The following is a 14,772-nucleotide window of genomic DNA, read 5'->3' on the forward strand; positions in this document are numbered from 1 at the left end:
GAAAATGTTTCTTTTGTGTATCTAATTAGGTTAAGCCTAATAATATGGAGGCTCATTTATATTTAAAGGTGAGAATATGCAATGCCCAAATAATCATTCGGACGCGATTCGTTGTAATCAGTTATTAGATGTTGCCGAGGAACTTATTGATAATCAAGGTGTTGTGTCGTTTAGGTTTGCGCAGATAGCCAAAGGTGCAGAATGTTCAACAAATACACTATATAAATACTTTTCATCTAAAGAAGATGTACTGGTATGTTTGTTTTTAAGAAATACAACATCGAGTCAAATCCCTACCTTTATAAAAGAAAATCCTGACCTCACTATTAATGAACGTTCAGTACTTGCAGTGTTATTTACCTTTGAAGTTGTGAAGAGAAGCCCAATATTTAATATTTTGAGAGTGGTATCGATTAATAGTATGTTTTGGCAATTAGCCAGTTCCGATAAAATTGAAGTATTAAAAAATAGAGTTAATTTGTTTTGGAGTCGGATTAAGCGTCCATTAGAAGATGCGGTTGCATCAGGTGACTTGCAAGCAACGGAAGCGGACATTAAGGATCTCAGCCAAGCGCTGTATTTTTTCCTTGCGGGTATCACTTCTTCTTTCGAGAGTAAGTTGATGGATGAGCAGTATTTTACCGCGGAAGATATGCTGGGTTATCGACATATAAGCCGTTTAATGAATCGTTACCAATGGCGAAAGCCTATTAGCCAAGAGATGATGCAGGGCTTATCATCGCGGATCAGCGACTTTCTCGATAGAGGACATGGCAATATTAGAAGCTGTGAAAATTGTTTAGCGATAGGCAAAAAATCTGATTGCAGAGAATAAGGTCACTAGTCAGTCGTTGATGCTGTAAAAGCGCGCCGTATATCTAGTTGCAGGTGTGCTTTATTATCAGCGCTTAAAATGCTGAATAAATTAATGCTAGCCCGCGTTTTACTTGACTTTTTTGTGACCACTGCATAGTCTGCTCAGTCAGTATTCAAGGTGGTATGCAATGCAAATAAACTATAATTTAAAACCTGCGTTAGAGCGCCGTACTGAGCAATTCCAACCAACCACAAATGTTGGCTTTGGAAACCTCAGAACTGACCATATGTTTTTAATGGATTATCGCGACGGTGAGTGGTGTGATCCTAGGGTTGTGCCATACGGTCCATTTCAAGTCGCGCCAGGTGCAATCGCATTGCATTATGGCCAATCTGTGTTTGAAGGTGCAAAAGCATTTCAACATGAAGATGGCGAAATCTACACCTTTCGCATTGATAAAAATGCCGAACGCTTAAACCGTTCAGCGGATATTATCTGTATCCCGGCGATCCCTGAAGCAACGCAAATCGAAGCGATTAATGCGCTCATTGATGTCGACAGACTGTGGTTTCCAATGCAGGAAGACGCCTGTCTTTATATCCGACCTTTTGTGTTTGCGACTGAAGACCGATTATCGGTAAGCCCAAGCGAAGAATATACTTTCTGTGTGATGTTGAGCCCAAGTGGTCCTTATTATACTGACGGTTTTGATAAAGCGATTCGTTTGCTGATTAGTGAACGCTTCCATCGTGCCGTCTCAGGTGGCACGGGCGCTTCTAAAGCCGCGGGTAACTATGCTGCGTCATTAAAAGCGGGTAAAGCGGCTGCAGAATATGGCGCTGCGCAAGTGCTTTATTTAGACGCTAACAACAAGCAAATTGAAGAAGTGGGGGCGATGAACCATTTCCATGTGCTTAAAGATGGCAGCATCATTATTCCTACGTTTACTGATACCATTTTGAAATCTATTACGTCGCAGTCAATTCTCGATTTAAGCGAATTACTGGGGTGTGATGTTCGCCAAGAAACGGTCATGCTCGATAAATTTATTGCCGATATAGAGTCTGGTGAAATTATTGAAGCGGGTGGTTTTGGTACTGCAGCGGTAGTATCGCCTGTTGGCTCTTACATATTCGAAGATAACCGCATAGTTACCGTCGGTGATGGTAATGTAGGTGAGCATACTAAGCGTATCTACAATGTGTTGACAGAGATCCAAAAGGGCCATATAGCCGGGCCTGAAGGCTGGGTAAAGCTGGTTGAACGACGGGTATAATACTTCTGTCGGCATTCAAAATGAAAGCTCCCATTGGGAGCTTTTTTTATGATTATTTTTTATCGCTAACTCAATGTATGCCAGTCTTATTCAATATTGTTCAGTGCAGAGCGCTTGTCCATCCCCTTGAAAAAACGGTCTGCAGGACTTTGAACTCCTGCCGAAACATCACATCTTTAATCGGATGGTTCTGTCTTATAGTCGAAAGCTGGTATTAATGCGTACAGCTTGACGCGCACTGTTTTGCACTGTTGGATAAAACTGTTGATTAGACGTCTCAGCCATAGTCGCTTTGTCTAAAAGTGCTCCCGTGGTGCTATTGATGATCTCTAGTTGACGCATTTGTCCGTCACTGTCGACCACGAAAGATATCTGATAACGAGTTCCTGTAAATTCGGCATCACTTGCTGAGCTTGTAGCGAGGCTTGTACGCCAATTAATTAGCTTATCTTTTGCGACCCAATAATGGGCAAAGTTGGTGCTATCAAGATCGAGAACGCTAACGTGTTGTTGCTTCGCGGTGGTGTTGGTGCAGCCTAGCAACGACCCCGACAATAATAGCAAACACGTCAAAGAGGCATTTTTAAAATGGAACCAAGTTACCGACATTTAAAGTATCCCAATAGAAACAAGTGTTAACAAGTTGTTAATTTGGGTGTTAATATATAGGTCGAAGATACTACTGTCTAGGTGTTGTGCTCTAGCATTTGACTGATTTAACCTAAAACTAGATGAGAAATATTGTTTAAGTGATTAACGGACTTCAAGTGGCTGACATTCCTTATAAAAATCGATTGTGAATATTACCCATTATTAAATGAATTATTTATGATGCTAGTAAGAGGTAACTTTATCTAATGGACTTTAGCTAAGGGCGACTTTGGTAGCCGCACTGGATAACCATGGCTAGCGTAGAACAAGCAATAAAAAAGGCGCACCGTTAGTGCACCTTTGTTCAAATGTTTAATCGCTTACTCTGCTGTCTTTTTCTCTGCAATCTGTTCCGTTGGCGCGCCATGTTTTATCATTAGCTGGTGGATCTCTTCATCTTTTTCTAACCAGAGTTGATTTAACCAGCGTTGAAATTCGACTCGATAACTGGCCTCAGAGAAGTATCGCTTATTATCAACTTCAGGTACTGGAAGGATTTTGATCCGCACCACAATCTTTTTCAAACGACCATGCATCACTTCATGCAAAGCATCTTTCTTAAACACTTCAGGATAGAGTACGGTCACGTTCAGCACGTTCGTAAATTGCTCACCCATCGCTGATAAAGCGAAGGCAATACCGCCCGCTTTTGGACGTAATAAATAGCGGTAAGGTGAGTCTTGGCGTCTATGTTTTTCTTCGGTAAAGCGACTGCCTTCGACATAGTTGATAATCGAGGTCGGCATAAAACGAAACTTTCTACAGGCTTTACGGGTGCTCTCTAAATCCTTACCTTTTAACTTCGGGTTTTTCTTCAACTTAGCCGGGCTGGTTCGACTCATAAAAGGCATATCAAGTGCCCAGCAAGCTAAACCTAAAAAGGGCACGTACATGAGTTCACGCTTCAAAAAGAACTTAAGCATGGGAATATGGTTACGTAATACATACGTTTGCGCCGCAATATCAAAACCACTTAAATGGTTACTAATTAGCAAGTACCAGCTTTTCTTATCGAGGTTTTCTAAGCCTTCAACATCCCATTCCATATCGGCTAACAGCATTAAAATACCGCCATTACAGGTCGCCCATCCCCACATAAAACGGTTCATAAGGCGAGTGAGTACAACTCGACCAGCCGTAAATGGCACCACCAGTTTTATGATCCCGCCCAGTGAGATCAGTGAAGTCCACACAATGGTGTTGATGATCAGTAAAGTGGTACTCATAAAATATAAAAATGAGCCGGGTAAAAAATTCAACATCTTGTGTTAAGCCTCTTCTCTGGTTGTTTTAACTTGTGCTAACTCAGTAAGCACTTGATCTTTTTGCTGCCAAATTTGATTCAGCTGGTTTTGGAATTCAATCTTAAACTCACGATCTTTAATATAATCACCACGCAGTGATTCGCCAATTTCGCGCACTTGAATATGCACTTTGACCTCTTTAAGTTGCCCACTTATAAATTCCCAATAAGTAGGCACTTTGTCAGGGTAGCAAATAGAAACATCAACCAACTTATGAATATGGTCGCCCATTGCTGATAGCGCGAAAGCCATACCGCCTGCTTTTGGCTTGAGCAAATGGGTGAAAGGTGAGTTTTGTTTCTGATGTTTAGCGGGATGAAAGCGTGTGCCCTCAACAAAGTTCATTACACTCACTGGCTTACTTTTAAACTTAGCGCAGGCTTTACGTGTTATCTCAATATCTTTACCGCGTAACTTCGGGTTTTTACGTAGCTGTGCCGTGCTATAGCGACGCATAAAAGGAAAATCGAGCGCCCACCAAGCGAGTCCTAAAACTGGAACGAAGATTAATTGCTGTTTCAGGAAAAATTTAAGAAAAGGAATTTTTCCATTTAACACTCGTTGTAAAATGAGAATATCGACCCAAGATTGGTGGTTGGCAATCACCATATACCACTCTTTTGGGGATAATTGTGCATCACCTTGAACATCAATATCGACGGGATGGAAAATGTCTTCAACTAACCCATTGCAACGGATCCATGAGCTAGCACAGAAATCGAGGAAATAAGTGCAAGCGGTACGCGTAAAAGTGAGAGGGATTAGCTTGAAAATACTGACCACTAAAATAGGAGTAACCCAAAATGCAGTATTAATGATGTAAAAGAAGAACGCTAAACTTCCCGTAATGCGTGACACAATTGCGCCCATTGAGGACCCCAGGATAAAAAACGGAGACCTATAGTACTCGTTGTAGTGGTTTGTCTCAATCTAGATGTTAATTTTTGCTGATAAAACCAGCAAATAAAGTGTTTTAGCATGCTAGCTAGCGACTGGTTAGCCTAGTACTGTTTTAAGCTTGTGAGTAATCGGTCTATCGCTCGGTACCCTAATGCTTGCGCAATATGGGCCCGCGATACGTCTTGTTCCTGCTGCAGATCTGCAATCGTGCGGGCGACACGTTGTAGTCGATGGTAACTACGGACCGATAAACCTAAGCGATTGACACTCTCCTCTAGAAACAACAGATCAGCCGCACTAAACCGAGCCTCATTCTTTAATTGTTTACCGCTTAATTCACTGTTGAGTGTGCCCGAACGTGCTAACTGAACCTCTCTGGCTGCATGCACGCGTTGGGCGATGGTGGTACTGGTTTCTGCGTGAGTATTGCTGCTGTTTAGCGCACCTAAAGGGAGTTTAGGGACATCAATGGTTAAGTCAAAACGGTCGAGAAAAGGCCCTGAAAGTTTAGATAAGTAACGAATAATCTGCTCGTTGCTCGCTCTGGCATTATTAACATCGCCACAGGGGCTCGGGTTCATTGCGGCCACCAGCTGAAATCGACATAAAAAATTGAGCTTGGCCGCGGCTCGCGAAATACTCACTTCTCCGGTCTCCATCGGCTCACGCAGGCAATCGAGCACTTTACGAGGAAACTCAGCCACTTCATCTAAAAATAACACGCCGCGATGGGCGAGAGAGATCTCGCCCGGTTTTGGCATTGCACCACCGCCAACCAATGAAATTGCTGAGCTAGTATGGTGCGGGCTTCTAAACGGACGTTGGAAGAATTGTTGCCGTTGCATATTTTGTCCTGCAACCGAGTGGATTGAAGCAACCTCAAGCGCCTCTTCATAACTTAATGGTGGTAAAAGCTGCATCATCCGACTCGCCAACATGGTCTTGCCAGTACCTGGTGGGCCAAGCATCAATAAATTGTGGTTGCCCGCCGCAGCTATCTCTAGCGCTTGCTTAGCGTGTTGTTGGCCAATCACCTCGCTGAGGCAGTTGTTGCCGGACTCGCCGGTGTTGGATGTCGGCGTTATCCATTCTAGGCCAAAATCGATGCTGGGTAACTCCGACTGCCCATGCAGGTATGCGGCTAATGATTGCAGATGGGTCGCAAAATACACTTTATCAAAACCGACCAATTCGGCATCGGCGCGATTATCAATCGGCAGTATTATGCGGTTGTTTGCTTTGCTGGCCGCAACAATCACTGGCAGTATTCCTTGGCAATAGCGCACATGGCCAGAGAGGGCGAGTTCACCGACAAATTCATGTTGTTCAATCGATTTGAGTGGGATCTGTTTTGAGGCGGCGAGAATGCCAATCGCGATTGGCAGGTCATAGCGGCCACCCTGTTTCGGCAGATCTGCTGGGGCTAAATTGACGGTTATGCGCCGCATTGGGAACTCGAACCCGGCATTAATCAGCGCACTGCGCACGCGCTCTTTTGCTTCTTTGACTGAGGCTTCTGGGAGTCCGACTAATGAAAAGGCGGGTAATCCATTACTTAAATGGACTTCTACGGTGACCAGAGGGGCGTCGACGCCGCAGCTTGCGCGGGTTGCAACACAGGCGAGTGCCATAAACAAATCCTTTTTTTTTAATTGTGGATAGCCCTAAATTCCAATGTGGGCAGGGGTAAGTTTAGCTAAGGTTATGAATTTTTGGGTTTTGAATTTATTTTTAGCTTGAGTTTTATTTTGGGTTTACAGGCAAAGGCATCAAGCTGCGCTTGATCTTTTAGAGATGAAGTCAAGGTCGTGGCGCTTCGCCCACATGTCTACTGCATCAGGCTGCGCCTGACTAAAGTCGTGGGATTCCATCCCACACTCGGCCAAGAGGGGATCAACAGCAATCCCCTCTTGGATCACCCCTGCCGCCCCGACGAAGTTACATGCGTTGAGTACAGGCCTCATACTCCAACAAAAATGCCTAACGGCTCAGATGGTACATCCATGTACCCCCGAGCCTGAACCATCATCTGATAGGCAGGATGCCTGAATGTCTTGAAGTGCATGGATGCACGGGAAAGACCATGATGGTTCTACGGCATTTTTGTCTACGTACTTCGGCAACTTCGATGGGGAATGGGTGTTATTAATTAGCTCTGAGTTTGTAGCTGTGTTTAGTGTCTTTAAATTAAAGGCTCAAATGCCGGATGATTGCGCTTTTTCAACCTAGTGTAGATACGGCTGTGACCGTCCATGACATGGACGTCATGGCCGAGCTTACAGGGCCAATTCTGTTCCAGACAGAATTTGGCATTTCCTCCATCCATGGAGGTCAGATGGACTTGTAGCGTGTCACGGCTGTGTCTGCACATGCGCTGGCCGCAGGCCATTGGAACCGCAAATCTATTTAGTTGCGATATAGCTACGAAATCTGAACTTAAATTGAAATTATTGAATCTTAGGCAATATATGCACTGGCCATTGGAATCACAAATGTATCCAGCTGCGGACGGTGAATTTTAGGGTTACTTCAGACAAAAAAATCCCCCGAATGGAGATTCGAGGGCAAAAGGTATTTGGAGAGATGGAAAGGCTAAGCAATCATTAGATGAGTCAACCTCAAAGGCTGATGCACTGGGGTTGTGCTATCACGTTAATGCATACTTGATTATATATACGCTAGTCACTGACGGTAGGATCGCTTTTGTATAAAGAAAATGTTGAGTAGCGTAAATGGACTCAGTCTTAGTCCTTCGGTTATGACTCAAAGCCAAACTATTCCGCTTTATCGTCAGTATCACTGACATTCCCTCTTTCTACGTTAATCGCTAGAGTTGAACTTGCACAAAGCCGCTGAAATGATCATTTTCAACTCGTCTGGAATATGGTTTGGTGCCAATGAAAAAACGGATCTTGAACGCCCAGAGTTGCGGCAAAGTTGACTATGTAGCCATCTCGCGCTGGGCTTGCGCCTATTTTGTTGGTGATTTGTTTCGTTTTGTTTTTTATTAATTGCCCACTATTAGAATATGTTGATTTATGGCATTATCCGCCGCCCAAATCAGCGCAGTGCAGTGCAGCGTCGCATATCGACCTTATTACTGTGTTTGTCTTTATTCACTGAACGTTACACCACACTGGTTAATATGAAATCTTATTCGTTAAAGAAAAAAATCCTCTTTCCGGTACTGATTGCCCTCTCGATAGTGATAGGCCTGTTATCTTGGCAAAGTTACTCGAGTCAAAAGAGTATGTTATTACAATCAAACCTTGAACAAGTACAGCGTTTAAGTACCCTGCAAGCAAAACGGATAAGTGAATGGCTTGCCAGTAAAAAAGATGTGATTAACGCATTAGGTGACAAAGTAAATAGCAATAGCATTGATGCACTGCAACAAGCGGAAGCATCAGGTCGATTTGAATTAACCTACTTCGGTCAATCATCAGGCAAGATGATTGATTCCGATCTCAGCATTGACCGCTCCAGATACGATCCACGTTCGCGCCCTTGGTATCAACAAGCGACGACTGAGCGCCAACTCATTCTGACACAACCTTATCTTGATGTGGCTTATAACATCTTAGTGGTAACGCTTGCCAAGCAAATTGAAAATGGCGTTGTTGGTGGTGATTTATCGATTGATGATTTAGTGGGTGACGTAAACCGAATGGAGTTACCGTCAAATGGTTTTGCCATTATGATGCACAAAGACGGTACGGTGATCGCTTACAAAGATGCCAGTAAAGCGATGGGCCCTATCAGGGCGATTGATAACGACCTTGATTACAGTTCATTGCAGCAGAACCATCAATCTAATGAACTTATTCCTATTTACTTTGACTCAGAAGGTCGTGATAAATTGGTGTGGACGGAAAGTATTCCTGATACTGATTGGGAACTGGTTTTAGTGCTTGACCAAGAAACCCTCGAATCGCCATTAACTTCGCTACTGCAAACTCAACTTGGTTTAGCTGCTTTAGTTTTGCTGGTCAGTATGATGGCAATCTCATGGTTAATAAATCACTTATTAGCACCGCTTTCACGAGTATCAGACGCGCTAGCCCTTATTGCTGATGGTAATGGCGATTTAACTCAGCGTATTGAGACGGATACTAAAGATGAAGTGGGCGCCTTAGCAGGCAGCTTTAATCGTTTTGTTGGCAGTCAGCACCAATTAATCAGTCAAATTCGTGAAGTTGCACAGCAGTTAGATAAGGAAGCCGATAAAGGCCTTACTAATTCGCATTTGGCAGAGAAGGAATTACACGTTCAGCAACAAGAAGTCACAATGGTGGCCACTGCGGTGACTGAGATGGCTAGTGCGACTCAAGAAATTGCGGCTAATGCCGAAAGTACAGCCACCGCGGCACAGCAATCAAGCCGTAGCAGTCAACAAGGGCAAAATTTGGTTGATAATACACGTCAATCAATCAACCTATTAGCCAATGAAGTGACTCAAGCCACTGACGTTATCGGTGAGTTAAGCCGTCATGCTCATGCTATTTCTAGTATTCTTTCAACCATTCAAGGCATTGCAGAGCAAACCAACTTATTGGCACTGAATGCGGCTATTGAAGCTGCGCGAGCAGGCGAACAAGGCCGTGGTTTTGCCGTGGTGGCAGATGAAGTACGAGTATTATCGCGACGTACTCAAGATTCGGCTCAAGAGATCTATGAAACCATTGAGACATTACAGCAGACAACATCCAGTGCCGTAAAATTAATGGAAAGCAGTCATACTTTAGCCAATAACAGTGTCAATGATGCGAGTGAAGCTGCAATTGCCATCGAAGAGATCACCCAAGCAGTCGCGCTTATTTCAGACATGGCGAGCCAAATAGCGACTGCGGCTGAAGAGCAAACTCAAGTAACAGGTGAGATAACTCAAAACACTGTGGCGATTAAAGATGTTACTGATGACATTACTCAGTCAGCGGTTGAGGGCGTGCAACAAGCTAAGGATTTAAAGCTACAGGCAAAATCACTGAATGATCTAGTGTCGACTTTTATTCTATAAGGTTTAACGGGCTCATTCAGGCTGATTGCCGCAACAGCGCAAAGCCCAATAGCATCTTATCGATGTTATTGGGTTTGTTTTTATTAGGGAAGAAAACGGCAATAAATAAAACTGCTTTATCCCCTCATGACTCCTGCATTTTCATGTGGCTCGGGTATCAATATCGTTAATATTGCTTGAGCATAAAATAACGTGCTGGACTGCCAGCAAATTCTGGCACTGTGCCGACGATTTTAAAGCCAAGCTTTTCATAAAACACTGGGGCTTGAAAAGATAAGGTATCTAATTGCGCCATCAGGCAACCGCGCTTTTTAGCTTCAATCTCTGCTTGCTGCATTAACTGATGACCCAGCCCGGTACCTCGGGTTTCTTTACTTACCCAAACCACTTCTATTAGAAAGTTTCGATAGATACTGCGCCCTGAGACACCACCGATGATGTTGTCATCTTCATCGCGGGCGATGACTGATAGAGGGGCGGTTTCTTCTGGCCCCATATGCTCGTATTTGTGCTGCTTAAGCCCATCGATAAGCGTATTAAAAACAGTGGTATCTTCTTTATCTATGACTTCAATTTTCACTTTTTGACCTATAAGTCCGTTTGTTAGCCAATTCAATCGCTGCTGGATAACGTAGTTGAGAATGTAGTTGAGATTGCAGTTGATAATAAAATTAAAAGCGCTATTCAGATAGCGACTCTTGAAGGCACTATTCTTTGAGGCAGAATAGTGCCGATTAACTTATCACTCTTAAGTCACTGTTGTAAATTGACTCATTACTAACGCTACCCGCGAAATACGGTATGCAGGATTTAGTGATGGTTAAGTTGCTGCTCTACCGCTACGGCGAGCGCCACACTGGCACCGACCATGGGGTTATTGCCCATGCCGATAAAGCCCATCATGGCGACATGTGCAGGAACAGATGAACTGCCAGCGAATTGGGCATCGGCATGCATTCTGCCCATTGTGTCCGTCATGCCGTATGAAGCGGGGCCAGCGGCAACATTGTCAGGATGCAAGGTTCGACCTGTACCGCCACCGGATGCGACGGAGAAGTAAGGCTTTGTTTGAGCGATACGTTCTGATTTATAAATCCCGGCGACAGGATGCTGAAAACGGGTTGGATTGGTTGAGTTTCCCGTAATACTCACATCAACGTCAGCATAATGCATGATGGCGACACCCTCGCGAACATCATCGGCACCAAAACATAAGATCTCCGCTCGTTGACCATCGGAAAAGTGTTTGCGACTGACCTCATTTAACTGACCAGTTTGATAGTCGAACAGGGTACGAACATAGGTGAAGCCATTGATCCTTGAAATTAAGTAAGCGGCATCTTTACCTAAGCCATTCAAAATGACTTTAAGAGGCCTCGTGCGCGATTTATTCGCGTTGAGGGCGATTTTAATTGCGCCTTCAGCGGCGGCAAATGATTCATGACCTGCTAGAAAGCAGAAGCAATGGGTTTGCTCGCTTAACAACCTAGCCGCTAATGCGCCGTGACCTATTCCCACTTTTCGCTGTGCAGCGACACTGCCGTCTTTGCAATAGGCTTGCAGTGCATCGCCAATATTGGTGGCGGCTAGGGCTGCTGAATGGTCTGATGCGGTAATGGCTCTGTGTAACGCCAGTGCAGTACCTAGGGTGTAGGCATCGCAAGCATTATCAAAGGCGATGGGTTGGGTATCTAATACCATCTTTGGCGCGTCGATATTGTGCTGCAGACAAAACTCATGGGCTTGCTCAATAGAGTTTAGGTTCATCTCCGTCAGTAACGTTTGGATTTGAGTATTCATTGTTGGCTCCTCTATTAGGCTTGGCGTGGGTTGATGGTGGTCACGGCATCATTGAAACGACCATATGTGCCTGTGGCTTGGGTGGCGGCATCTTCTGGCGTTGTGCCGTCATTCATCAGTGCCATCATTTTGCCTAAATTAAGGTAGCGGTAACCGATGACTTCGTCGTTGTCATCGAGTGCTAACTGGGTGACATAACCTTCTGCCAACTCCATATAGCGCACGCCTTTAGCAAGGGTTGAATAACTGGTGCCGACTTGGCTGCGTTGAGTTTTACCTAAGTCTTCTAACGCGGCGCCGACTTCCAGCCCACCTTCTGAGAACGCAGATTGTGTCCGCCCGTAAACAAACTGTAAGAAGATTTCACGCATGGCGACGTTGATGGCGTCACATACCAAATCGGTGTTTAATGCTTCTAGTATGGTTTTACCGGTGATGATCTCTGCTGCCATCGCTGCTGAGTGGGTCATGCCTGAGCAACCTATGGTTTCGATTAAGGCTTCTTCGATGATACCTTGCTTTACATTGAGTGTGAGTTTGGCGGCACCTTGCTGCGGTGCGCATGTACCCACGCCATGGCTCAAGCCCGAAATGGCGATAACATCTTTGGGGTTGAGCATGCGCCCTTCGATAGGGATCGGTGCAGATGCGTGCAGATCGCCCCGCTGAATTGGACACATTGACTGAATTTCTGAAGAGTATTGCATAGTGTTTTCCTAATTGGATGCTAGGAAAACAAGAAAGCGGAGAGTGTGACTGATTGGAACTGTCCCACAGAAATACGCTGACAACGGATGTTGTCATCTCAGGCTAACCTGTTTTCGATTCTGTAGGAGTCATCAGCCAAATTGGCGGTTAAGTCGGTGGAACTCCATCACCCGTGCAGGTTTAGTAATAAACCTTTCGCTAAAGTATAGGTCAGGCTGAGCGAAGAGTTGGTGATCTCGATCGCATTCCAGTGATCAGGGAATAGCTCAATATGAGGTCTTTTTAATACCTAAATTGATTGAAATAAACACTGTTTTTTGTTGTTTTTATTATCAATTACGGCAATATAAATGTTGATTAAGGAGGATCTACCCATGGAAGAAAAATCGCTTTCTCAATGTGATGCACAGCAACGTGTTGAGCAAATTTATGCATTCCAGCAAGAGATGCATGTGTTAGAAAATGATGATGTCATCGCAATATCATCTGAACAGAAAAACAGTATCAACGGCTACCATCAGCAATTATTGCAACGCCTATCTGATATCTATGACGTAGACACCAGTCGCCAATCTAAACAGCTATCTTTAGGGATGAGAATTGCCTCCATGCTCGGTGCGTTGGCGATGGCTACCAGTATCTTCTTTCTGTTCTATCAATTCTGGGGCTACCTGAGTACAGGGACTCAAGTCAGTATGTTAGTGGTTGCCCCCATTTTGCTATTTTTACTGTCATTGAAATTGGCTGAAGCCGAGAAAAATGCTTATTACTCCAAAATTGCTGCGTTGATGAGCCTTGCATGCTTTGTGCTTAACCTTTCTATGCTGGGGCAAATATTTAATATTACGCCGTCACCTAATGCTTTTGCAGTGTGGGCGGCTTTTAGCTTCTTGCTGGCCTATGCCTGTAATGCACGGCTTTTACTGTTTTTTGCGATTGTTAGCCTAAGTAGCTTTATCGCGATGAAGATGGGGAGCTGGTCCGGGATGTATTGGATAAGCTTTGGCGAAAGGCCGGAGAACTTTCTGCTTCCTAGTTTACTTATCTTCTTGTTACCTCACTTAAGCGATCATCGACGTTTCAGTGGCTTTGCCTCGATTTATAACGTGATGGCAATGATCATGCTATTCCTGCCTATCCTCATATTGTCCAACTGGGGCGAAATAAGTTATTTAAGCTGGTCACCGGAGACGGTAGAAGGCTTTTATCAACTGACGGGTTTTGCGCTCTCGGTGGCTGCAATTTGGCTTGGAGTTAAGCGCCAATGGGGAGAGGTGACCAATACCGGCAATGTATTTTTCATTTTATTCCTCTATACCAAGTTCTTTGACTGGTGGTGGGAGTGGATGCCGAAATATATATTCTTCTTTATTCTGGGTTTATCTGCGCTGCTTGCATTGATGGTATTTAAGCGGGTTCGTTTAAGTGACTTAAGCAAAGGTATCTCGCAATGAAAAAGTACTTATTGATGGGGTTAGTTATTCTAATCGGCAGTAATGTCATAGCATTAAGTGGTGTGGCGTATAATCGAATGGGCGCGGTAACATCGCAGTTAACACTGACTGAAAGGGAGCTAGATTTACCTTATAACCGTGGTGCGCAGCAAGAGAATTCAGGCATGTTACTGGCTATTAATTGGCGTACGGCAACGATGGCTGAAAACACTTATAACGCCTATAACACAAACGAGACCGAGGTGACTCAAGCACAGTTACTTGCCCTTGGTTTTGAGGTGCCAGACAAGGAGTACTATGGGGCGCGGTCACGTCAATTGTATTGGGCACTAGAGTTTGATGGTGAGTTACATACTGCTGAAATTGCCAAAGCGGAGATACGTTATCAGGCAGCACTCGAAACGTATACCCTGCAGCCTAATGAGGCCAATGACCGTTTAAAGGATGACTCTCTTGTTAGCTTGAAAAAGGAGAGGTTAACCAATAGTCGGCTATTTTTTGTCAAAGCGAGCAATGACTATGAGTCCTTAGCCGCAGAATTTTCTGGCCAAGATCATATGCTGTTTGTTAAGGGACTCGCTAAGCCTTATTACAACGTCAATAACAAGCGTTACCGTTTACTTCTAAGCGAGTTATTGGTCAGTCATATTCTGTTGCCACTGGAGTATTCCGAAGTTCTATCGGGCTTAAGCAGACTGGGTTACCAAGATATTATGGCACCGCGTTACGCGGTGCAGATCAAGTGGGGCAGCCGCTTGGAGCCGTGGATCACCAATGTCACTCGCGACTAAAATAGGCTATGGCAGCCAGAGTTCATTCGTTTTAGGGACTGTTGGGTATTCAAT

General features: G+C 44.4%; 12 protein-coding genes and 1 riboswitch. Of the genes, 5 read left to right on the forward strand and 7 right to left on the reverse strand.

Features of this window, described 5'->3' with window-relative positions:
• Window positions 1-76: 76 nt before the first annotated feature.
• The gene (locus L2729_RS10680; protein ID WP_248988261.1) at window positions 77-835 is read left to right on the forward strand and encodes a TetR/AcrR family transcriptional regulator; all 759 of its coding nucleotides are present in this window, start codon (window positions 77-79) and stop codon (window positions 833-835) included.
• Window positions 836-1,004: 169 nt separating this feature from the next.
• Complete coding sequence (locus L2729_RS10685; protein ID WP_248988262.1) at window positions 1,005-2,093, forward strand: branched-chain amino acid aminotransferase; 1,089 nt, start codon at window positions 1,005-1,007, stop codon at window positions 2,091-2,093.
• A gap of 195 nt (window positions 2,094-2,288) precedes the next feature.
• Here the strand turns inward: L2729_RS10685 and L2729_RS10690 are convergent, their stop codons facing one another.
• The 4 genes from L2729_RS10690 to L2729_RS10705 all read right to left on the reverse strand — a co-directional run bounded on the left by L2729_RS10690 (window position 2,289) and on the right by L2729_RS10705 (window position 6,579).
• Entirely contained in the window at window positions 2,289-2,702 is a 414-nt protein-coding gene (locus L2729_RS10690) for an energy transducer TonB (protein ID WP_248988263.1), read from the reverse strand.
• Window positions 2,703-3,064: 362 nt separating this feature from the next.
• Entirely contained in the window at window positions 3,065-4,006 is a 942-nt protein-coding gene (gene yihG / locus L2729_RS10695; RefSeq protein WP_248988264.1) for a 1-acylglycerol-3-phosphate O-acyltransferase, YihG family, read from the reverse strand.
• Window positions 4,007-4,012: 6 nt separating this feature from the next.
• A complete protein-coding gene (yihG, locus tag L2729_RS10700) occupies window positions 4,013-4,918 on the reverse strand; it encodes a 1-acylglycerol-3-phosphate O-acyltransferase, YihG family (RefSeq protein ID WP_248988265.1) in 906 nt (301 codons plus the stop codon).
• A 131-nt stretch (window positions 4,919-5,049) separates the two neighbouring features.
• Window positions 5,050-6,579, reverse strand: a complete 1,530-nt coding sequence (locus L2729_RS10705; RefSeq protein ID WP_248988266.1) for a YifB family Mg chelatase-like AAA ATPase — start codon at window positions 6,577-6,579, stop codon at window positions 5,050-5,052.
• A 1,514-nt stretch (window positions 6,580-8,093) separates the two neighbouring features.
• Here L2729_RS10705 and L2729_RS10710 point away from each other — a divergent pair.
• Window positions 8,094-9,965 carry a methyl-accepting chemotaxis protein gene (locus L2729_RS10710; RefSeq protein WP_248988295.1) on the forward strand — a complete coding sequence of 624 codons (1,872 nt, stop codon included), beginning with the start codon at window positions 8,094-8,096 and terminating at the stop codon, window positions 9,963-9,965.
• A 166-nt stretch (window positions 9,966-10,131) separates the two neighbouring features.
• Here L2729_RS10710 and L2729_RS10715 read toward each other — a convergent pair whose 3' ends face one another.
• From L2729_RS10715 to L2729_RS10725, 3 genes are all read right to left on the reverse strand, one after another.
• The gene (locus L2729_RS10715; RefSeq protein WP_248988267.1) at window positions 10,132-10,545 is read right to left on the reverse strand and encodes a GNAT family N-acetyltransferase; all 414 of its coding nucleotides are present in this window, start codon (window positions 10,543-10,545) and stop codon (window positions 10,132-10,134) included.
• A 230-nt stretch (window positions 10,546-10,775) separates the two neighbouring features.
• The gene (locus L2729_RS10720) at window positions 10,776-11,765 is read right to left on the reverse strand and encodes a GGGtGRT protein (protein ID WP_248988268.1); all 990 of its coding nucleotides are present in this window, start codon (window positions 11,763-11,765) and stop codon (window positions 10,776-10,778) included.
• A 14-nt stretch (window positions 11,766-11,779) separates the two neighbouring features.
• Window positions 11,780-12,472, reverse strand: coding sequence for an iron-sulfur cluster assembly scaffold protein (locus tag L2729_RS10725; protein WP_248988269.1), 693 nt, complete (start codon window positions 12,470-12,472; stop codon window positions 11,780-11,782).
• A gap of 116 nt (window positions 12,473-12,588) precedes the next feature.
• A riboswitch (Fluoride riboswitch) is annotated at window positions 12,589-12,653 on the reverse strand.
• A 194-nt stretch (window positions 12,654-12,847) separates the two neighbouring features.
• Here L2729_RS10725 and L2729_RS10730 point away from each other — a divergent pair.
• Together L2729_RS10730 and L2729_RS10735 are read left to right on the forward strand one after the other, a co-directional pair.
• Window positions 12,848-13,927 (forward strand): DUF2157 domain-containing protein, encoded by a 1,080-nt coding sequence (locus tag L2729_RS10730; RefSeq protein ID WP_248988270.1) that lies wholly within the window; start codon window positions 12,848-12,850, stop codon window positions 13,925-13,927.
• The gene (locus tag L2729_RS10735) at window positions 13,924-14,718 is read left to right on the forward strand and encodes a DUF4824 family protein (protein WP_248988271.1); all 795 of its coding nucleotides are present in this window, start codon (window positions 13,924-13,926) and stop codon (window positions 14,716-14,718) included. The genes L2729_RS10730 and L2729_RS10735 overlap by 4 nt, the downstream gene beginning before the upstream one ends.
• Window positions 14,719-14,772 lie beyond the last annotated feature (54 nt).

The sequence above is a fragment of the Shewanella gelidimarina genome, assembly GCF_023283945.1.
In the GTDB taxonomy this organism is placed as follows: domain Bacteria; phylum Pseudomonadota; class Gammaproteobacteria; order Enterobacterales; family Shewanellaceae; genus Shewanella; species Shewanella gelidimarina.